This window comes from Shewanella denitrificans OS217 (assembly GCF_000013765.1).
GTDB lineage: Bacteria > Pseudomonadota > Gammaproteobacteria > Enterobacterales > Shewanellaceae > Shewanella > Shewanella denitrificans.
On the sequence record NC_007954.1, the window covers coordinates 1,191,055 to 1,210,383 of the forward strand.

General features: G+C 44.8%; 19 protein-coding genes. 10 read left to right on the forward strand and 9 right to left on the reverse strand.

Translation table 11 applies throughout. The features are described 5' to 3' along the window. Window positions 1-21 precede the first annotated feature (21 nt). Window positions 22-1,023: a ubiquinone anaerobic biosynthesis protein UbiU gene (locus SDEN_RS05405; protein ID WP_011495491.1), complete on the reverse strand. Its 1,002-nt coding sequence runs from the start codon at window positions 1,021-1,023 to the stop codon at window positions 22-24. 147 nt (window positions 1,024-1,170) lie between these two features. Here SDEN_RS05405 and SDEN_RS05410 point away from each other — a divergent pair, with 147 nt between their 5' ends. Then, window positions 1,171-1,716 carry a ubiquinone anaerobic biosynthesis accessory factor UbiT gene (locus SDEN_RS05410; protein ID WP_011495492.1) on the forward strand — a complete coding sequence of 182 codons (546 nt, stop codon included), beginning with the start codon at window positions 1,171-1,173 and terminating at the stop codon, window positions 1,714-1,716. A 136-nt stretch (window positions 1,717-1,852) separates the two neighbouring features. Here SDEN_RS05410 and SDEN_RS05415 read toward each other — a convergent pair whose 3' ends face one another. Further along, window positions 1,853-2,197 carry a DUF2956 domain-containing protein gene (locus SDEN_RS05415; RefSeq protein ID WP_041405688.1) on the reverse strand — a complete coding sequence of 115 codons (345 nt, stop codon included), beginning with the start codon at window positions 2,195-2,197 and terminating at the stop codon, window positions 1,853-1,855. A gap of 282 nt (window positions 2,198-2,479) precedes the next feature. Between SDEN_RS05415 and SDEN_RS05420 the strand changes: the two genes are divergently transcribed. Both SDEN_RS05420 and SDEN_RS05425 read left to right on the forward strand, forming a co-directional pair. Continuing rightward, window positions 2,480-2,860: a PA2779 family protein gene (locus tag SDEN_RS05420; protein ID WP_011495494.1), complete on the forward strand. Its 381-nt coding sequence runs from the start codon at window positions 2,480-2,482 to the stop codon at window positions 2,858-2,860. Between the two features lie 15 nt (window positions 2,861-2,875). Then, entirely contained in the window at window positions 2,876-3,844 is a 969-nt protein-coding gene (locus SDEN_RS05425) for a PA2778 family cysteine peptidase (protein ID WP_011495495.1), read from the forward strand. A gap of 12 nt (window positions 3,845-3,856) precedes the next feature. Here SDEN_RS05425 and SDEN_RS05430 read toward each other — a convergent pair whose 3' ends face one another. Both SDEN_RS05430 and yegQ read right to left on the reverse strand, forming a co-directional pair. Continuing rightward, complete coding sequence (locus tag SDEN_RS05430; RefSeq protein WP_011495496.1) at window positions 3,857-4,114, reverse strand: YfhL family 4Fe-4S dicluster ferredoxin; 258 nt, start codon at window positions 4,112-4,114, stop codon at window positions 3,857-3,859. Continuing rightward, on the reverse strand, window positions 4,114-5,523 hold the full coding sequence (gene yegQ / locus SDEN_RS05435) for a tRNA 5-hydroxyuridine modification protein YegQ (RefSeq protein ID WP_011495497.1): 1,410 nt from the start codon (window positions 5,521-5,523) through the stop codon (window positions 4,114-4,116). The genes SDEN_RS05430 and yegQ overlap by 1 nt, the downstream gene beginning before the upstream one ends. Window positions 5,524-5,806: 283 nt before the next feature. Here yegQ and SDEN_RS05440 point away from each other — a divergent pair, with 283 nt between their 5' ends. Together SDEN_RS05440 and SDEN_RS05445 are read left to right on the forward strand one after the other, a co-directional pair. After that, window positions 5,807-6,649 carry an HDOD domain-containing protein gene (locus SDEN_RS05440; RefSeq protein ID WP_011495498.1) on the forward strand — a complete coding sequence of 281 codons (843 nt, stop codon included), beginning with the start codon at window positions 5,807-5,809 and terminating at the stop codon, window positions 6,647-6,649. A gap of 56 nt (window positions 6,650-6,705) precedes the next feature. Then, complete coding sequence (locus SDEN_RS05445) at window positions 6,706-8,208, forward strand: putative bifunctional diguanylate cyclase/phosphodiesterase (RefSeq protein WP_011495499.1); 1,503 nt, start codon at window positions 6,706-6,708, stop codon at window positions 8,206-8,208. 275 nt (window positions 8,209-8,483) lie between these two features. Here SDEN_RS05445 and SDEN_RS20655 read toward each other — a convergent pair whose 3' ends face one another. Then, window positions 8,484-8,678, reverse strand: a complete 195-nt coding sequence (locus SDEN_RS20655) for a hypothetical protein (protein ID WP_041405690.1) — start codon at window positions 8,676-8,678, stop codon at window positions 8,484-8,486. A 706-nt stretch (window positions 8,679-9,384) separates the two neighbouring features. Here SDEN_RS20655 and SDEN_RS05455 point away from each other — a divergent pair. Next, window positions 9,385-10,206: an FRG domain-containing protein gene (locus SDEN_RS05455; protein ID WP_011495500.1), complete on the forward strand. Its 822-nt coding sequence runs from the start codon at window positions 9,385-9,387 to the stop codon at window positions 10,204-10,206. On the opposite strand, the gene SDEN_RS05460 is transcribed toward SDEN_RS05455, so the two are convergent. The 4 genes from SDEN_RS05460 to SDEN_RS05485 all read right to left on the reverse strand — a co-directional run bounded on the left by SDEN_RS05460 (window position 10,142) and on the right by SDEN_RS05485 (window position 13,774). Then, window positions 10,142-11,301, reverse strand: a protein-coding gene (locus SDEN_RS05460) for an IS3-like element ISSde6 family transposase (protein ID WP_086022092.1) whose coding sequence is annotated in 2 segments (ribosomal slippage) — window positions 10,142-11,052 and window positions 11,052-11,301 — 1,161 coding nt in all. Because the reading frame shifts where the segments join, the coding sequence is not laid out codon by codon here. The genes SDEN_RS05455 and SDEN_RS05460 overlap by 65 nt on opposite strands. 509 nt (window positions 11,302-11,810) lie before the next feature. Then, window positions 11,811-12,242, reverse strand: a complete 432-nt coding sequence (locus SDEN_RS05475; RefSeq protein ID WP_011495501.1) for a thioesterase family protein — start codon at window positions 12,240-12,242, stop codon at window positions 11,811-11,813. A 12-nt stretch (window positions 12,243-12,254) separates the two neighbouring features. Then, on the reverse strand, window positions 12,255-13,166 hold the full coding sequence (locus SDEN_RS05480; protein WP_011495502.1) for a substrate-binding periplasmic protein: 912 nt from the start codon (window positions 13,164-13,166) through the stop codon (window positions 12,255-12,257). Window positions 13,167-13,345: 179 nt separating this feature from the next. Then, entirely contained in the window at window positions 13,346-13,774 is a 429-nt protein-coding gene (locus tag SDEN_RS05485) for an Lrp/AsnC family transcriptional regulator (RefSeq protein ID WP_011495503.1), read from the reverse strand. Window positions 13,775-13,940: 166 nt separating this feature from the next. Here SDEN_RS05485 and SDEN_RS05490 point away from each other — a divergent pair, with 166 nt between their 5' ends. From SDEN_RS05490 to SDEN_RS05505, 4 genes are all read left to right on the forward strand, one after another. Next, entirely contained in the window at window positions 13,941-15,158 is a 1,218-nt protein-coding gene (locus SDEN_RS05490) for an aspartate aminotransferase family protein (protein WP_011495504.1), read from the forward strand. 150 nt (window positions 15,159-15,308) lie between these two features. Then, window positions 15,309-16,352, forward strand: a complete 1,044-nt coding sequence (gene astA, locus SDEN_RS05495) for an arginine N-succinyltransferase (protein WP_011495505.1) — start codon at window positions 15,309-15,311, stop codon at window positions 16,350-16,352. Beyond that, window positions 16,349-17,845, forward strand: coding sequence for a succinylglutamate-semialdehyde dehydrogenase (gene astD / locus SDEN_RS05500; RefSeq protein WP_011495506.1), 1,497 nt, complete (start codon window positions 16,349-16,351; stop codon window positions 17,843-17,845). The genes astA and astD overlap by 4 nt, the downstream gene beginning before the upstream one ends. Window positions 17,846-17,959: 114 nt before the next feature. Further along, the gene (locus SDEN_RS05505) at window positions 17,960-18,763 is read left to right on the forward strand and encodes a DUF1338 domain-containing protein (RefSeq protein ID WP_011495507.1); all 804 of its coding nucleotides are present in this window, start codon (window positions 17,960-17,962) and stop codon (window positions 18,761-18,763) included. The last annotated feature ends 566 nt before the right edge of the window (window positions 18,764-19,329 follow it).

Consider the following 19,329-nt stretch of genomic DNA (forward strand, 5'->3'; position numbering starts at 1 on the left):
ATTGTTTATTGATTCATGGGCTTATTGCCATTGACGTTCATAAGCGCCCAAGGTGGTGGTTTGCCCTTCGGATACTTTGCCAAGCACTCGCTGCCACTCTTGGGTTTCATGGTAGGCGCTTGGGTTGGCAAAGTAAGTGTCGATGGCGCTGCGCCAAACCCGGGTGACTTGTTCCACATAGGCTGGGCTGCGCTGACGGCCTTCAATTTTGAGTGACTTAATGCCACTTGCAGCAAGTTCTGGCAATAGGCTTAACGTGTTTAAGCTGGTGGGGGATTCCAGTAAGTATTTTGCCTCAGACTCTTCTTCTGCCACATAGCGGCCCTTGCAGACCACAGGGTAGCCCAGTTGCTCGGTTTCATCGGCCTTGTCTATCAAGACTTCATTGAGGCGAGTCATCCTGTGCTTACCTTCATCTTGCCAGCGCACATGCTTAGCGGGTGAGCAAGAGCCGCCGGTATTGGGGGACTGACCGGTCACATAAGAGGATAAGTGACAGCGCCCTTCGGCCATGATGCATAAACTGCCAAAGGCAAATACTTCTAAATCTACCGGGCTGACTTTGGATAAATCACGCACTTGCTTCATGGACAATACCCTTGGCAGCACGGCGCGCTGGATATTAAAAGCGTTTTTATAGAATGACAGCGCACCTAAGTTGGTGGCACTTGCTTGTACTGATAAATGAAGGGCTAATTGAGGGTAGTGCTCATGGGCATAACTGAGTAGAGAGAGGTCTGCGACAATTAGCGCGTCCATCTCAAGCCTGGCGGCTAAGTCGATGGCGTCATACCAGCGCCACTCTTCACCGGGTTTGGGGAAGGTATTGATGGTTAAGAACACGTGACGGCCTTGTCGATGAGCAAGCTGCGTGGCGTGCTTAATTTGTTCTGGGGTGAAGTTAAGTCCAGCGAAGGAGCGGGCATTCGTATCATCTTTAAGGCCTAGGTAGACGGCATCGGCGCCAGCATTGAAGGCGGCTTTTAGGGCGGCAAGGTTACCGGCCGGGCAGAGGAGTTCCATGATGTATCTCGCAATTTTATTATCAACTGGGTGAGCGGGCAGTGTAAAAGTGATTGAGTGAACAAGGTTTGATTTGAAACAGGTTTTGAGAAACAAATACTGAGTAAACTGGTTTGAAATTGTGATTACTTACTGTAGGAGATCCCCATGCTTAGTGCTGTGAAGCATCAATTGGCTCAAACCATCTTAAACCAAGCCCCAAAACTTAGCCGTCATTCCCTGGCACTCGTGCCGCAGAAATATAAACATGAGGCCATAAGAAAAGTGCTCGAGTTAGGGCTAAAGCATTCGCTACAGCAAGGTGAGTTGGATTTTTTGACTGATAAATGGGTCAACATTGAGGTGCTGGATATTGGGCTCAGTTTTGAGTTAAGCATCAAGCTTGAGTTAATCCCTGGGCAAGATGTTGACACTAGAGTCTTACAACTGCGATCACCTAGGCAAGCGGATGTGAGCTTTAGTGCCAATGTGCCTGAATTACTCTTAATTGCTTCGGGCAAGGAAGACCCGGACAGCTTGTTTTTCCAGCGAAAACTCTTGATAGAAGGGGATACCGAGCTTGGGCTTGAGGTAAAAAACTTACTGCTTGCCATAGAGCTTGATGCATTGCCAAAGGTTATCCGTGTCAGTATTGAAAAGTGCTCTCAAGGGCTTGAAATGCTGCAATCACACAGCCAAGTGGCCGCGTCATGATTGGCAAGTCTTGGGCGCATGCAGCAAAGCCAAGGTGTGTTAGCTGATGATTTCAGTTCCAAGCTTGGGGTGACATGATCCCAAGGTGAGCTCTCAGCTTAGAATATGATATGAAGCCGTAAAGAGGAATAATATTTTAAACCTTGGCCAGATAAACGCCAAAACAGGCCCAACTTAAGAGTAATAAGGTGATGACTATCCAAGTCGCTGTGGTGAATTGAGTTTGAGTGCCAGAGGTTTCATTGTTATCGAGATCATCGCTTTGATCCTTTGCTGGGCGAGATTTCGCTTTTAATTGCAGTTTACGGGCTTTATCCCGTTCCCGTGATTTGGCTTTTTGCTGCTTTTTATACTCGGTAATGCCTTTTTCAATCCCTTGGGCGATGAGCCGGGTTTGCTCTTTAGTTTGCCCAGGCTTCTGAATGGCCTTGGCCGCGGCTAGGGCGTCTTGCTGAGTCTCATTTGAGATTGGGGTTTTCATCTGCGATTCTACTTTAATTATTGGCTTTACCTGCATAACGCTGATTATAAGTCAGGCTAATCTATTATAAAACATAAACATAACACACATTTTTTAGTCGAAAACGTCTCAGTTTGGATTTAGGTCCATAGTCATTTATTTGCAGCCACTAAAGAGGGGGAAGCTAAGTAGAATTAATCAATCTTTACTCATTTCAGCTTAATGGCTATATACCTTGTTATTACTCAGTATTAACCCTACTCTTGATGAGAAATTTACCTTCGCAAAATTAAAGGACATCCAATGAAGAAAGTGCTTGCGGTAGCCGTAACAATGCTAACTTGCTTGACGTGTATTTCGACCGTCAATGCTGGCTTAATCTCCTCGGAGCAAGTTATTGCTCAACAGCAAAGTATGTACACTAAACAGCAGGTTTTAGAGATGCTTAATAGTGCTGAGGTGCAAGATAAACTGGTGACTCTTGGGGTTAGCATCGAGGATGCGGAAATGCGTATCGCCAGTATGACAGATCAAGAGTTAATGAAATTAAACAGCCAGATAAATGATATGCCTACAGCCGCTGGTGGCATAGTTGGGGTTGTTGTTACTGTATTAGTGGTGTTAGTGGTACTCGACTTGGTGGGTGTTACCGATGTGTTTTCCTTTATTCGGCCAATAAACTAAATTGTATTTTATACTATGAGTAGAAGTAGCATGCTAACAAAAGCCATTGTTATTATTGGCTTTTGTTTATTTCTTAGCGGTTGCCTATCCGTACCTCCCCAAACAAGCATATTGTTGGCTAATCCACCGGATATCCCGCTTAAACATCAAATTACAGGAGTGCCTTTTTATCCTCAAGAGGATTATTTCTGCGGCCCCACTACGCTTTCAGAAGTCTTTAATTTTTATGGCATAAGCAAAACGCCTCAGCAAATCGCTCCGGCGCTTTTTATTCCCGATTTGCAAGGCAGTTTGCAAATTGAAATGGTGGCGGCTGCCCGCCAACAGGAATTACTTGCCTATGCAAGTCCAGGCAATCTGGCGCAGCTACTTTCTTTGGTGAGTGAAGATATTCCCGTTATTGTTTTACAAAATGTATCGACCTCTTGGTTCCCCATGTGGCATTACGCGGTAGTGACAGGTTATGATCTTAATAATCAGTATCTTGTAATGCATTCGGGGGTTGATAAACATCGTATTGCCGAACTTGAGGTATTTGAAAGAACCTGGCAGCGGGGTGAGTATTGGTTGTTGGCCATAGTGCCAACCGATATTAGCAGTAAACATTTTGACCCTTTTATTTATGCCAGCGCAGCCCAAGATCTGCTCAGCAGTGGGCAACCTACTTTCGGAGTTAATGCGCTTGAAAAAGCGACTAAACAATGGCCTGACTATTGGTTAAATTACTTTTTACTCGGAAATTATTATTTGGCTAATGATAATGCCAAGGCCATATTTTGGTATCAACAGGGATTAGTTTATGCAGGACAACAGGCAGCTTATTTGAATAATTACGCCTATAGTTTGTCTTTGTTTGGTTGCAAGCAACAGGCAATGGAAACCATCGAAAAAGCGCTGAGTCTAGAACCCAAAGATAGCAACCTGCTAAGCACTCAAAAAGACATAGCACAAACTCCAGATAATCTAAGTTGCTCACTCGATTGAGTTAAAGAACAACTAACCCGAAAGCTTGCCTGTGAGAGTGGCGTATTTAATCAATAGCGCGTCTTGGGATTCTTTATGCTCAGGGTCAATGGCGATGCAATCGATAGGGCACACCGAAATACAAGTGGGTTTGTCGTAGTGCCCCACGCATTCAGTGCATAGCTTGGGGTCGATTTCATAGATTTCTTCCCCAAGGGCGATGGCCTGATTTGGACATTCAGGCTCGCACATGTCGCAATTTATGCAGCTGTCATCGATCAAGAGTGCCATTAAGCACAGCCTGATGAGTGCGGATTACGGCTGTCCATGCCTTGCGGCAAGTTGCGCATCAATATCGCCTTGGTTAAATCCACCTCTGGGGCTATGGTCATGAACACAAAATGTCCAGACCCCAGACCCGCTTCGACATTCTCACCTTTACGGTTAAGTAGCGCATCTATGGTCAAGGTGAAGTTGCCTTGGGGCGTCATCACTTCAACACTATCGCCCACGGAAAACTTATTTTTCACATCAATCTCGGCCATGCCGGCATCGTTACGCTTAGCCGTAAACTCACCGACAAATTGCTGGGTGTCACTGATGGAATAACCGTGATCATAGTTTTGGTATTCATCATGCACATGGCGGCGTAAGAAGCCTTCGGTGTAGCCGCGATGAGCGAGCCCCTCAAGGTTGTGCATTAAGGTGCGGTCAAAATCTTTACCACTGGCGGCATCTTCTATGGCTTGACGGTATAACTGCGCGGTGCGGGCAACGTAATAGAAAGATTTAGTGCGGCCTTCAATTTTTAATGAATCTATGCCCATTTTCGCTAGGCGCTCAACATGCTGAATGGCCCGTAAGTCTTTAGAGTTCATGATATAAGTGCCATGCTCATCCTCAAAAGCTGGCATGAGTTCACCGGGGCGGCCTGGCTCCTCCAGTAAAAACATCTTATCTGTTGGGGCGCCTGCACCTAAGGTGGGCATTTGCATTTGTACGGCGCCAATCTGTGCATCCCTTGGCGTGTAAATAGAAGGGCTTGGCTGCAGCGCTATGATGTCACCATTGTCATCTTGCTTGGCTTCATGGGCATCGTATTTCCAGCGACAACTATTAGTGCAAGTGCCTTGGTTTGGGTCACGTTTATTAATGTAGCCAGATAACAGGCAGCGGCCAGAGTAGGCCATGCACAGGGCGCCATGAACGAATACTTCAAGCTCGATATCTGGGCAGCGCTGACGAATTTCTTCAATTTCATCTAAAGACAACTCTCGGGATAAAATCACCCGCTTAATGCCTTGCTGTTGCCAAAACTTTACCGAGGCCCAGTTAATGGCGTTTGCTTGCACCGATAAATGCACCACTTGCCGAGGAAAGGCTTCGCGCACCATCATAATGAGTCCAGGGTCAGACATGATCAACGCATCTGGCTGCATGGCCACTACAGGTTGCATATCTTTGATATAGGTTTTTAATTTGGCATTGTGGGGCGCAATATTACTCACCACATAGAGCTTTTTACCTAAGGCGTGCGCTTCTTGAATGCCTGAGGCCAAGTTTTCCATGTTAAATTCATTATTACGTACCCTAAGGCTGTACCTGGGCTGGCCTGCGTAAACTGCATCTGCGCCATAGGCGAAGGCATAGCGCATGTTCTTCAGGGTGCCAGCGGGGGATAATAACTCAGGTTTAAACATGCTTGATCTCAAATGTCATAAAAAGTGGTGACGCAAAATGCGTGGGGCTGCATTCTAGAACCAGCTTATATGAGTCGCAAATTTTGGCTGTCAAAGTGTGCGCTAGATCGACTTGCGGTCATGGACCTTATGGGGCGCGGGGCTTGTATGTGGTAAACCAGTATAATTCGCTCAAGATTTTAAAAAACTTGCATTTTTCTTCCATTTTGCCCGTCCACATTTTGTCTCAGCTGGTATAATCTTCAATTAAGAAAAACAAATAGCGCTATTGGATGCTAACCCTATGACAGCAGAACATCAGGTCCTAGTTGGATTACTCAAAAAACTCAAAGAAGATGCCTTGGTGCTTCCGACCTTGCCTGAAGTGGCAATGCGAGTACAAGAAGTGGTCGCTCGTCCTGAGACTAGCCTCAAACAGGTGGGTGATATCATAGGTCAAGATGCGGCCATTTCAGCCCGTATTGTCAAAGTGGCCAACAGTGTGATGTATTGCCGTGGTCCTAAAGCCGAAAATATTCGCGCAGCGGTGAATCGCATCGGTCTGGTTAAAATTAAAACCATCGCCACTTCGGTTGCCATGGAGCAGTTGTTTATTTCAAGTAATGAGATGGTTTGGGAAGTCATGGATGAGGTGTGGCACACCTCCATTGAGGTGACCGCGGCAGCAGGCTCAATACTGTTGATGTACAACAGACGCAACCCATCGAAAGCGTTAGACAGGGAAACCCTGACACTTGCAGGCCTAGTCCACAATATTGGGGCTTTACCTGTACTCACTGAAGCTGAATCTCAGCCCGAGCTGTTTACCAGCATAGATCAATTGCGTTTATTGGTGAGAAAGATGCAAGGGCCAATCGGCCGCGCCGTGTTGAAAAGTTGGGACTTCGCTCCAGAAGTGATGGAAGTGGTCGAGCGTTGGAGTGATTTAAGTTATTTACCCGAAACAGTAAACTACGTCGATTTTATCCGCGCCGCCGCGTTTTATACTGGCGAGCTTCGTGCGGGAGATGAATTACAGCAGCGTCTAGGGGTGTTTGCCGAGCGAGGCTTACCTGTGACCCCTGAAGATTTAGCCAGCGATGAATTTATAGATACCTTTCACTCCATCAAACAAAGTTACCACTAGACTAGTTTTTCATTCCAATAGAGGGGCAGTTTTTAATTACAAGGAGTTAACTCATAGTGTCGGTCATTAATCTGCTTTTGTTAGTCATAACAGGGTTAACCGCTGTATTTATGATTGCCGCTTGTGTTTGCTTATTATTTTTACGCCGCCAGATGGTTTTTTTATCCAGCTTGACCCAAGTCATCGAGTCATTAAAAACTGAGGATAAACTGCTTAAATTTGACACTGTGCCTGTCTTGTTTCATCCACTAGTGCGGGCATTGCAACAACTCTTACAGCTCTCTCCTTTTTCCATCGAACATGACAAGCTGACTGGGCTTGCCAATCGAGTCGGCTTTAAACGCTACCTAAAACAGCAACTTCCTGTTAAAACTGGCATGCTAGTCTTAGTTGATATTCAACGATTTCGCTTTGTAAATAACTTGTTTGGCTTCGCCTTTGGTGATTTGCTGCTGCAAGACTTCGCCAAAAGAGTCACATCTCTTAACCCCAGTCCTGATTTTGTATCGCGCATGAACGGCGATGAGTTCTTGCTATTTTATAAAAATGAGCTCAGCCCTGAGAGTTTGCTCATCATAAAGCAAAACTTACAAAGGGCGTTTGTCATAGAGAAAACGCCCATTAGCGTGAAAATGCAACTGGGTGTGTTAGAACTCAGCCATCATAATGCCGACATGAGCCTAATGTTGAGGCGTTTAGATCTGGCGTTGAAAAAAGCCAAGCAGAGTAAGAATGCCATGGCTTATTACCAACAAGATGACGATAAGGTGCAGTATCGAGAGCTGCTCATCATCAACTCATTGCCCAAAGCCTTATTAGAAGGCCAGTTGCACTTGGTATATCAAGCCAAACTCGATTTACATACTGGTAACTGTCAACAAGTGGAAGCGCTTATTCGTTGGCAACACCCAAGCCTTGGCAAGCTGTCTCCTGCTGAATTTATCCCCTTAGTGGAATATGCTGGCATGATAGAGCTCATCAGCTTTTGGGTGTTAGATAAAGTATTAGCCCAACAAGCCGCTTGGCAAGCCCAAGGAATGCAGGTCAAGGTGGCGGTCAATCTCTCCACCACGGACATAGATAACCCCCAATTGGCTGAGGAAATCAGCGCCAAACTTAAGCATTATCAAGTGCCTGCAGCGAACTTAATGATAGAGATGACTGAAAGCGTATTAATGGCCGATCTCGAACGCACCATTAGCTGCTTAGAAGCCCTTAGAAAGATAGGCGTGAAACTCGCCATCGATGACTTCGGTACAGGTCACTCATCGCTAGCGTATCTGAGATTCTTACCTGTGGATGAAGTTAAAATCGATAAGGCTTTTTTGGAGGATTTTGACTCGGATAATAGAAGTAAACAATTGATTAAGAGTAGTATAGAATTGGCAAAAAATTTAGGCTTTGAAGTCACGGTCGAAGGGGTCGAGTCTAAAACAGTACTTGAGCAGCTTAAAAGTTTTGGCGTCGATACCATTCAAGGTGATTATTACGCTAAGCCCCTTGAGCCCGAGGCGTTTCAAACCCAATTCATTACCTTGAATCAGCAATTAAGCCATTAAAAACCCCAGCTTGTTTTGTTATTAATTTAAGTATTAGTCTAAGTTGTGAGGGTTACCTTGATTGCAGAGTCAGCCATGGTTAAAGCAGGGCTATTCTTGAATATCTAAATTATTACTTCCTTCCAATAAAGAGTGCTTAGCCTTAAAGTGATTGATAAGCAACTTATTAACTGGTAAGTTGTTAAAATAAATAATAATTTTAGCGTAAATAAGTCGAAGATTGAGAGATTGTTTTAGGATGCTTTCCCGAAATTTGCGTTAATACGCTGTTAGGTTTACTCAGAAATGCGCATTTTTCTAGCATGGATAACTCTGATTTCATTCACTTTAGCTTCAATACCTTTGGTTGAGCTAAAAGGCACGGAATTAGTGATTTTCATTTTATTTGGTTTTTTTTCGTCGGCTTTGACTACAAAGTCTTTTTTCAATGATTTGAAGGGAATAAGTCTTTCAAGCTGGAAAGTAACCACTAATGGGCGAAAATGGCTTGTATCTATTGTAGGGATACTGTGTGGTGTTTGTAATTACTTTTCGTTGGCTTTAGTTGTGAAACATCTAGACCACCTACAAGGATTTTGGTTAGTAATTATATACGGTTTACTAGTTATTTTGCCGAGTTCATTATGTGGCTACTTTTTCGAAAGGGTATTTATTTGGGGTAAGTATTCGTTGCAAAAGTAAACCTAAAAAAGTAATTAAACAAAGAACACAAAACAGCAGTTTTGTGCTCCTTCTTCGCCAAGATTAGTCTGCTATTTTGTGCCTTTTATTACGGCGCTGGCGGATCCCCTCATAATTTCGGTCTGCCAGCGGTATGAACCAGTTAGATATATTCGTTTAATACCCAGTATATTATCGACAACTTTTTTAACGGAATTGGGTGTTAATTCTTGCCTTCGTCGTACTTTTTTCTAGTCAGACAACTGATATTACCGCGCGATGTTTGATGCTTATATTATAAGAATGAGGGCATTGTTTTTTGAGTAAATCGTGTAATATATGCTTAAGTTTGCCAGCAACACATATGGTGTTAGTTTTAGTAGCCATCTTGAGTAAGAGTGGCGAAATTGATTAGAACAGATAGCACCATGCGTGTCTACTAAATTGAAAATAAAAGCAATTATCAGGGGATTCCCTAGAACAGGGCGTTAAATTTTACTAGGGTTATGAATTTATATGATTAGGGAAATAAGGATTACTTCTTTTGAAGGTTTAATCTCTGAAATGGAAAGTCTTGGTAAGGAACTATGGTTCAGAGGTGTAACAAATAAAAATTACTCTTTGATTCCTGGTTCAGTTCGTTTTGATTTGAATGGTTGGAAAGAGGTAAGTGCCGTTTTAGATTTTATGGCATCCTATCAAAATCATCATGACTATATTGAAAGTAACTGGGAGTTGTATAGTTTGATGCAACATTATGGTTTCCCGACACGATTACTCGATTGGTCAACATCTGTAATAGTGGCCTTGTATTTTGCACTAGACGGTGATGCAGATGTGGATGATGCCGGAAGTGCTATTGATCGTGTTGTTTGGGGGATGACTACCGGGATGCTAAATAACCTTAATTTTCTAAATCGACGTGTGATACCTACAGCAATAGGAAAGGCCACAACTGGAGAGAAATATTTGCCAAGCCCTCTACGTAAAAAAGAGGGTGATGATTTTGAGTTTGAAAAAAACCCTCTTGCTGTAAAAATGCCTTTCACTAACAAGCGAGTAAGTGCGCAAAAAGGATGCTTTACCATTCATGGAAGCAACCCTAAAGGAATCGAAGAAATCATGGAAGAGAATGGACTTGGATCAGAGTTGATAAAATTTGTCTTCGATGAAGAAGCGGCTATGGCAATACGTAAAACATTGTATAAGTTAGATATAAATGAAGACGATATATATCAAGACTTAAACTCACTTTCTAAGCGCATTGTACTGGTCAACCCAAATTGGACACTTTTAGTTGAGAATTTTCAAATTCTACAGGTGACAGATCACCATTAGCAGAATGAAGTCGCTCCAAGTTGTAATATTTCATGTAAGCAGTCACATCTTGCTTCATAAACTCCCTTGTTGGTTGAGCAACTTTAAAAATCCAATCGTGTTTCAAACTACCAAAGAAACGTTCAACGACGGCATTATCCCAACACGCACCCACATCCCCCATACTGGCTCGGATACCATAGCTCGATAGCAGCTTACCGAATTGCTTGCTGGTATACTGTGAGCCTCGGTCACTGTGAAATACCAGCCCTCTGGCCGGTTGACGCAGGTTGTAGGCTTTCATTAATGCCTTAGATATCAAATCCGTGGTCATACGCTTGTCTATGTGCCATCCAACAATCCGGCGTGAATATAAATCCATTACCACTGCCAAGTACATCCAGCCTTCACCTGTCTTTAAATAGGTCACGTCACCTGCCCAAACCTGATTTGCGGATACTGGGTTAAAGTTCATGTTTAACAGATTATCAGCCACTGCATCAGAGTGTTTTCGCTGTGTCGTCACCTTGTAAGCTCGTCGCTGGGTAGCTTTGAGTCGAAGGCGGTGCATAATTTTACGAACGAGATAGCGACCAACCTGGTAGCCTTCCTTGCGCAATTTCTTCACCATTTCACGATTCCCTAAGCTGCCTCGACTTTGCTTAAATAGCTGTCGAACAAGGCGATAAAGCTTCAATGTTTCAAGGCTTATCACATTTGTAGGGCGTTTATGCCAATCGTAATAGCCTGACTTACTGACACTCATTACTCGACATAACAGTGCTATAGGGAACAGGTTTGATTGCTGTTTGATGAAGCGAAATTTTACTTCATTTCTCTCGCAAAGAAGGCACTTGCCTTTTTTAGAATTTCTTTCTCCATGCGTAATTCTTTGTTTTCTCTACGCAATCTTTTTAACTCATCACGTTCCGATTCTTCTAAGGCGATACCTTGTTGTAGGGCTTGGTGTTTTTCCTTCCAGTTGTAAAGCAGACTAGTGCTAACCCCAAGAGACTTTGCTGCATCAGCAACGCTATAACCTTGCTCTAGCACCATCAAGACGGCTTCATCTTTATATGCTTGAGGATAACTCTTATGTGATTTTTTTAGACTCATATAGACCTCTTAATTTATTGACCATACTGTCTCAAAATTAAGTGTCCGATGGAATTAGACCAGAACACCTGCTTGTTAAGCTGTGTATCTATACCCTTGGAACTGGAACTGCGAGTTTCACACTTGTTTTATTGATTAATATAGTTGGTTTATGGTTTGGTTTTCAGCGAGATGAAAATGTATCTATTGAGAAAATAGGTTATTTTAATGTAATTTTATTTTTGATTAGCATCGGAGTTTTGGCTTTTTTAAGCTATGGTTTTATTTTCTACCTCATTAATAAAATTTTTAATTTTAATGTGAATAATCATTAGATTGCTTATAACAAGCGCTTCAACCAAGGACGCAACGCCTTGAATAAATATGGACACCCAACACTAATCGGTTAATTTAGCTCCTTCGATTAAACTCGGGAAAGTCGAAGACAGTTCAACTCTTTCACCCATGGTTAAACTTTGACAGTAGTCTTTTGAGTCTTCAGGTTACGCTAATGCTTAGCTAATATTTAGCTATGCCGAGGTAAAGTTATGCTGTAGCTGGGCCATCAGCGCCATAGGCATGGGTACTAACTGACGCGCCTTATTCATGCACACCATTTCAATGGTGGCCGTGACCGCGGCTTTTTGACTATTAGGGCGCCAAATGGATTGCTGCCACACAGTGCGATACTTACTTTCGAAGTAAAATTGTGTCTGCACATCGACGATTTCCGCAAATTCCACCCCATCATGACACAACATATCGCTGCGATAGACAGCAAAACCTAGCCCAAGTTGCTGCCACAGTTGGTTTAAGCGCTCAGCGCCAATCACATGTTCACGGGCACGTTCGAAATATTTAAGAAAATTAGGATGATATACAACCCCTGAAAAATCAGTATCTTCGTAATAAATTTGCACTGGAAAGTGGTAAATTGGACTGATTGCAGCTGGGCTGGACATGGCGTAGATGACTCAATTTTTCAAAGGAAGCAGGAGTTTAGCGTATTGTCCCTGACTTTTCAGCTTGATTAAGCCTTCATCGAGTTTTTTTGCTAACAGTGATGAATTTGGTTGTTGCTTGGAAAACGCGACAAAAATGTCACTCTGGTGATTGTTAAATATCGGCTGGATTTCTTCATTAACGCCCATCTGAGTGAGCTGCTCCTTGGCCACGGCATCAAACATCACGGCTAAATCAATTCGGTTGACTAACAACATGTTGATCAATTGCATCTGGTTATTGGCAATAAATAGTACCCAGTCTTTTTGCTTCACCAATTGGGGAAATTCATCGCCGTATTCGTAGCCTTTGATGACGCCAATCACAGCCTTCGGGGCTAAGTCATATTTACTTTTGGCGCTGATGGGGTGCGATTTATGCTGATAGAAAGAGGCGGAGGCCTGAAACAATGGTTGCTGACCGAAGATGAATTTATCTTGAGTGCTAACTTCTCTGGTGACATTAAAGACACCGTCCACATTGCCGCGTTCAGCCATTCGAAGGCCACGAGAGTAAGGCACAACTAAGGTTTCCACGCGGATGCCCACTTCAGCAAAGGCAGACTTGACCAGTTGATGAGAAATACCCTTGCCAAACTGATCGGCAAAAGGGGGCCAGCTGTCTTCTGCGGCTAAGATGATGCTGTTCACTTGTGATTGGGTGCCGTGCTCATGGGATAATTGCTGGGTTAACACTTCAACATCAATTAACTTGGCATGCTCAGCAAGGCTAGTGCCACTAAAGGTGATCAAACTTAAACAAGCAAGAACCGCGAATAAAGGTCGAGCAGATAGGGCACCTTGACCCATAAATAAGCCCGTTATGGCTAAGGCTTGAGATAATACCCTGAGCAAATTGCCGTGTATCGATGCGCTGAACATCATAAAATCCTTTTTATCGCTTAAATTAATTAAACTCGGCTTATATTAACCTTCGGCTAGAGTAGCATCAGTTATTATAGGTTCCATAATGATTTGTTACTAACGGTGAGCTTAAATAGAGTGATTCGGAATAATCGTTACCCTATAAATAGAGAGTGACACTGAATATAAGCCGCTATGATTTAGCGGGTAAATTTAGTTTCTAAGATCACCGCAGAGTTGGTGCGCTCAACCCCATCTAAGTTGCCAATATCATCAAGCAAGTGGCTGAGTTCTTCAGTGGTCTGGGCTTGCACCACCGCAATCAAGTCATATTCACCGGATATGGCATACAGGGCCGAAATCTTGTGCATCTTTCTGAGTTCCACATTGGTTTTAGTGGTGAACTTTTGCTTCACCTTAATGGACACATGAGCCGAGACTAAGTTACTGATATAGGCTTCGCCGTACTCCACCACATAGCCTTTAATGATGCCATTTTGCTCAAGCTTAGCGATGCGAGCCTGTACGGTTGAGCGGGATAAGTCTAGGCTGCGGGCTAGGTCTGAGATGCTCATTCTGGCATTGTTTCTTAATAGCGACAGTAGTCGTTCATCTTCTTTGTTTATCATATTGCTCACAATGACCAGTTGGTTGGTTAAATTGGTAGATTTTAGCGTAATTTTGTTAAATCTGCAGCTGCATTTCGCTATTTGTGCTCAATATAATAAAGGAATAACTAAATTACTCGCCGCACACTGGGTTGCAGCAAGTTCATAATTACAATCAGAGGTCAGTATGCAAATCAGCAGAAGTTTATTCGATGAAGTGATGGTTCCTAACTATGCGCCATCGGCGATCATTCCCGTTAAAGGCGAAGGCTCACGTATCTGGGATCAGCAAGGACGTGAATTTGTCGATTTCGCTGGTGGTATTGCGGTTAACTGCCTAGGCCACTGTCACCCTGTATTGGTTAATGCCTTAACCGAGCAAGCCAACAAGTTATGGCATTTATCCAACACCATGACCAATGAGCCTGCATTGATGCTAGCTAAAGCGCTGGTGGATAACACGTTCGCCGAGAAAGTGTATTTTGCCAACTCAGGTGCTGAATCAAACGAAGCGGCACTTAAATTGGTTCGCCGCGTGGCACTGAACAACTATGGCCCGCATAAATCGCAAATCATCGCCTTTAAGCAAGCTTTCCATGGCCGCACCTTATTTACCGTATCAGTGGGCGGTCAAGCGGCTTATTCTGACGGCTTTGGTCCTAAGCCTGGTGATATTGACCACGCTGAATACAACAATTTAGACAGTGTTAAAGCGCTGATTTCTGACAACACCTGCGCCGTGGTACTTGAGCCATTACAAGGCGAGGGCGGCATTATTTCGCCAACCCCAGAATTCATTCAAGGTGTGCGTGAATTATGTGACAAGCACAATGCCTTATTAGTGTTTGACGAAGTACAAACCGGTGTTGGCCGTACGGGCGAGCTTTATGCCTACATGGGCTTAGGCGTAGTGCCTGACGTATTAACTACGGCTAAAGCCTTAGGTGGCGGCTTCCCTATTGGCGCCATGTTAACTACCACTGAGATTGCTAAGCATCTTGTTGTCGGCACTCACGGCAGCACCTATGGCGGTAACCCATTGGCTTGTGCAGTAGGCCTTGCGGCATTCAATACGGTGAACACTAGCGCAGTGCTCGATGGCGTAAAAGAGCGTGAGCAGTGGTTCCGTGAAGGTATCAACGCCATTAACGATAAATATAAAGTATTTAGCGAAGTGCGCGGTAAAGGCTTGTTACTCGGCGCTGTGCTTAATGCCGATTACGCCGGTAAGGCCCGTGAGTTTATGCTCGCCGCCGCCGATGAAGGCTTGTTGGTATTGATGGCTGGGGCAAACGTTGTGCGCATGGCGCCATCACTTGTGATCCCCAAAGAAGATGTGTCACAAGGTCTTGCCCGTTTTGAGCGCGCTGTGGCTAAAGTCGTTGCAGCGGCTAAAGCAGTTTAACGAGACGCGATTAAGCTTTTAATCGTCAGGTAAATTCGGGCGCTAGCTTCAGGCTAATGCCCGAATTTATCTCGTCTCCTTGGTAAACAGAACATCAGAGTTCACTCATCAGCTCTGCTTGCCAAGAATGTTTTATCATGGAAACCGCTTATGTTACTTATTCGCCCAATTAAGGCCGCCGACTATTCGGCGCTATTACAAATTGCCACTGAATCTGGTGCAGGTTTTACCTCGCTGCCTATGGATGAGCAAAAGCTTAGCCATAAGATTGCCCATTCCGAGCAAAGCTTTGCTGCCGATATAAAGTCTCCGGGTGAGCAAGGCTACTTGTTTGTAATGGAAGACACCCAAACCGGTGAGATTTTGGGCACCACAGGCATAGAAGCCGCAGTGGGACTCAATAACCCTTTCTATCATTTTCACAAAAGTACAGTGGTGCATCATAGCGCAGAGCTTAAGGCCGTCAACCCGGTTGAAGTCTTGACCCTATGCAATGATTACACTGGCAGCACGGAAGTGTGCAGTCTGTTTTTACGGGAACCCTTTCGGGTTGGCTTAAATGGCCGTTTCTTATCCAAAGTGCGCTTTATGTTTATGGCCGAGCAGCCACAGCGCTTTGCAAAGCTTGTGATTGCCGAGATGCGCGGCGAAGCCGATGAAAATGGCATCCCGCCTTTTTGGCACTGGTTGCAGAACAACTTCTTTAATATGGAGTTTTCTAAGGCCGATTATTTGATTGGTGTGGGTAAAAAAGGCTTTATTGCCGATTTAATGCCGCGCTACCCCATTTATGTGGGATTATTGCCGGTTGAAGCGCAGCAAGTGATAGGTAAAGTGCACCATAACACTATGCCTGCGCTTAAACTGCTTGAAAAAGAAGGCTTTACTCACAGAGGCTATGTGGATTTATTCGATGCAGGCCCGACCGTCGAAGCCCAGCTTAAGCAGATAAAATCTGTGCGTCTAAGCCATAAAATTAAAGTGCAAATATCCACTGATGAACAGTTAACAGGGCCGAGCCAGTTAGGCATATGCAACTGTGAGACCGAGCAATTTAGAGCCACCTTCAGTGATAACTGTTACTTAGATAAAGCCTCCCATACTCTGGTTGTCACCAGTGCGATTGCAGATGCGCTAAATGTGCAAAATGGCGACAACGTACGCTACCTAAATCTTGATAAAGGTGCCAAATGAATCAACTTGAACAGTTAACCCCACTTACGCAAACCCAGTTTATTGCCGGCCAATGGCTTGCAGGTAAAGGGCCATCATTCAGTTCAGTGAATCCTGCCAATGGCGAAGTGATCTGGCAAGGCTTAGGCGCTGATGCGGGCCAAGTGGATGCGGCTATTACTAGCGCAAGAGCGGCTTTTTATACTTGGTCAGCCATGAGCTTGACTGAGCGTTTGGTCATAGTTGAAGCTTTTGCCGAGCAGCTTAAAGAGCACGCCGAGCTATTTGCGCGCACTATCGCGTTAGAGACAGGTAAAGCCCTGTGGGAAAGCCGCACCGAAGTGGGCGCCATGACAGGTAAAATCGCCATTTCTATTAAGGCAAATGCAGAGCGTACCGGCACGGTTGAAAACCCTATGCCAGGCGCCAAAGCCTTTATTCGTCATAAGCCTCACGGTGTGGTGGCGGTATTTGGCCCTTATAACTTCCCAGGCCACTTACCCAATGGTCATATAGTGCCTGCGCTTATCGCCGGTAATACTGTGCTGTTTAAGCCATCAGAGTTAACACCCAAAGTGGCTGAGCTTACTATGCAGTTATGGCAGCAAGCTGGGCTTCCTAATGGCGTACTGAATTTGTTACAGGGCGAGATAGCGACAGGTAAGGCATTAGCTAGCCACAAGGGCATCGATGGTTTGTTCTTTACTGGTAGCTCCAATACCGGTCACCTGCTGCATCAGCAATATGCAGGACAACCAGGTAAAATTTTGGCCTTGGAGATGGGCGGTAATAACCCGCTTATCATCACCGAAGTGGCCAATGTCGATGCCGCAGTGCACGATATTATTCAGTCGGCGTTCATCAGTAGCGGCCAGCGATGCACCTGCGCCAGACGATTATTTATTCCCAAAACCGCTAATGGCGATGCCATCTTGGCTAAATTGTTAACCTCGACGGCTAAAATTGCCCTAGGCGACCCGTTTGCTGAGACCCAGCCTTTCTTTGGCGCCATGATAAGCGACAAAGCCGCTGCCGGTATGGTGAAGGCTCAGGCCGATATCCAAGCCGCTGGTGGCGTGTCTCTGATTGAGCTGACTCAAGTGACGCCAGGCCTTGGCTTTGTGACCCCAGGTATTATCGATGTGACAGATGCAAGCCCGCTTGCGGATGAAGAGCATTTTGGGCCGTTATTAAAAGTCTACCGTTACACAGATTTTGATGCCGCCATCGATGAAGCCAATAACACCTCCTTTGGCTTATCGGCAGGATTATTGGCCGACAGCGAAACAGACTACCAACATTTCTATCGCCGCATTCGTGCTGGCATAGTCAATTGGAACAAGCCGATTACTGGCGCATCAAGCGCCGCGCCATTTGGCGGTATTGGTGCCAGTGGTAACCACAGAGCTAGCGCCTATTATGCCGCTGACTATTGTGCCTACCCAGTGTCATCGGTAGAAGCGCAGGCGGTAAGCTTGCCAGCCAGTTTAAGCCCAGGGCTTGTTATAGAATAAAGAAAGCTCGCTTTAACCCCGTTTGATAGCATGTCAAAATAGGGGTTAAGGCGAGTGTAACACCCAAAATAGTCATCATTAAATTCGTCACCACAGTTATTAGGAATTTGTAGTATGCATACCCAAGTTAATGAGTTGTTCTCTGAGTTGTGGCAAAACTATGTGTCGGTTACCCCATCGGCAGCCAAAATTCATGCCTTGCTAGGCTCGTCTCAGCAAGATGATGTGCAAAACGATCATATTGCCCTGCGCACCTTCAACATTGAGAAAATTAACTTAGACAAGCTCGCCGCCCACTTCTTGGCGCTGGGTTACAAAGAAAATGGTGAATACCATTTCGAAGCTAAGAAACTCTATGCCAAGCATTATGAGCATCCAGATCCAACTCAGCCTAAGGTGTTTATTTCTGAGTTGTTATTGGAAAAATGCTCGCCTGAATTACAAGCCATAGTGCACAAGTTGGTGGATCAAATCGATGTTGCCGCCGTGACTGCTGACAATTTCCTTTACTCTGGGCGTCACTGGTCAATCGATCAAGCGACTTACAACACCTTAGTGAAAGAAAGTGAATACGCCGCATGGGTTTCTGTGTGGGGCTTTCGTGCCAACCACTTTACCGTGTCAGTGAATGCACTGAAAAACTTTGAGACCTTAGTCTCAGTGAACGATACCTTGAAAGCGGCAGGTTTTGCATTAAACACCTCAGGCGGTGAAATCAAAGGCAGCCAGGAAGTGATGCTGAAGCAATCATCAACCTTAGCCGATGAAGCCTTGGTCGAATTCACCGATGGCAGCAAGATGGTCCCAAGCTGTTTCTATGAATTTGCTCGCCGTTTCCCAATGGCCGATGGCACGCTGTACCCAGGTTTTGTGGCCGCCTCTGCCGACAAGATTTTCGAAAGCACTAACGCCCGTTAATTGCTGACTATCATCGCCAATGTTTGAGCTTAAAACCCGCGCAAGCGGGTTTTTTATTGGCTAGCGTTTTATGTTTAGCAGTGAGCTAAACATGATGACTCATCTATGTCCAAGCTTAGCTTGGATCAAAGTCGTGAGCTTCCAGCTCACACTCGGCCAAGGGGGAAAGATCAACAGCAATCCCTCCCCCTTGGATCTCCCTCCGCGCCGCCCGCGAAGTTGTTGCTCCTCATATTCACGTAAAAATACCTAACGGCTCGACAGCACATCCGTGTGCCCTACGAGCCTTAACCATCGTCCCTGATGGTTGCACGGTATTTTTAAGCGAATATGTCGGCAACTTCGAGGGGAATAGGTGCCATCTGTGAGCACAGTGTTAAGAGGGATCTAAGTATCGACTTATAAATCTATTTTTCAACATTCCTTGCGTACTTAACCTTGATGTAAGTTTTTTTCACGAGTAGTATCAGTGTGTTGGCTGAGGTATTGTCTGAGGTGTTGTCGAGAAAGTTGGACCCGTCTTCATAAGTAAATAGCCTAGGTAAATACCCTTAGCAAAATGCGCA